The organism is Xanthomonas sp. SHU 308 (genome assembly GCF_000364645.1).
GTDB lineage: Bacteria > Pseudomonadota > Gammaproteobacteria > Xanthomonadales > Xanthomonadaceae > Xanthomonas_A > Xanthomonas_A sontii.
In genome coordinates, this window is the sequence record NZ_AQOK01000541.1 from 1 (window position 1) to 921 (window position 921).

Annotated in this window: 1 protein-coding gene; it reads left to right on the top strand. The window is 73.9% G+C overall.

Features of this window, described 5'->3' with window-relative positions; translation table 11 throughout:
- Nucleotides 1-263: 263 nt before the first annotated feature.
- On the top strand, nucleotides 264-921 hold a 658-nt coding region (locus tag D588_RS0116065; RefSeq protein ID WP_017916703.1), incomplete at its 3' end, for a uroporphyrinogen-III C-methyltransferase.

The following is a 921-nucleotide window of genomic DNA, read 5'->3' on the forward strand; positions in this document are numbered from 1 at the left end:
GCGCGCGCGGCCGGTGGTCGCGGCCAGCGCGCGCCTGGCGACCCTGGCCGCGGACCTGGGGTTCGTCGACGTCGCACAGGCGGCCGGACCGATGCCGCAGCAGTTGGTCGCCGCAGCGGCCGCGATCGTAACGCGCTCGCCACCTCGCTGAACGCGGACCGCCGCCCGGGTTGCGGCCGCAGTGCCGCTCACGCCATGCTCCGGCGGTGCCGCGCCGACCGCCGCCTTGCTCGCGACGGGCGACGGCCCCCAGGACGCTGCCGATGACCGACGAAATCCCGATCACGCCTCGCCGTTCCACACGCTGGATCTGGTTGCTGCTGGTGCTCGCCACGCTGGCCGCGCTGGCGTTCGCCGGCTGGCGTGGCTGGGACTGGTGGCAGGCGCGCAGCGCGCGCGAACTGGCCCAGCAGTCGGACCTGCAGCAGCAACTGCAGGCCTTGCAGCAGGCCCAGGACAGCCTGCGCCGCGACCAGCGCGCCACCGCGCAGCGGCTCCAGGACGCGGCCAGCACCAACCGCGTGCTGCGCGACGAAATGCTCGGCCTGAGCCAGCGCAGCGCGCTGCTGGAGGCCAATGTCGCCAAGCTCGCCGATTCCAACCGTCACGGCGCGCAGGCGCTGCGCCTGGACGAGGTCGAACTGCTGCTCAACCAGGGCCAGCAGCGGCTGCTGCTGGCCGGCGATGCGGCCGGCGCGCGGCGTGCCTACGCGCTGGCCAGCGGTGTGCTGGACGGCATCGACGATCCGCAATTCCTCAACCTGCGCCAGGCGCTGCTGCAGGAACGCACCGCGCTGGACGCGCTGGGCGACGGGCCGCAGGCACGCCTGGCGGCGCAACTGGATGCCTTCGCCGCCAGCCTGGACAAATTGCCGACGCAATTGCCGGAGAGCGCGCAGCAGCCGCTGTGGCAGGGGGCGC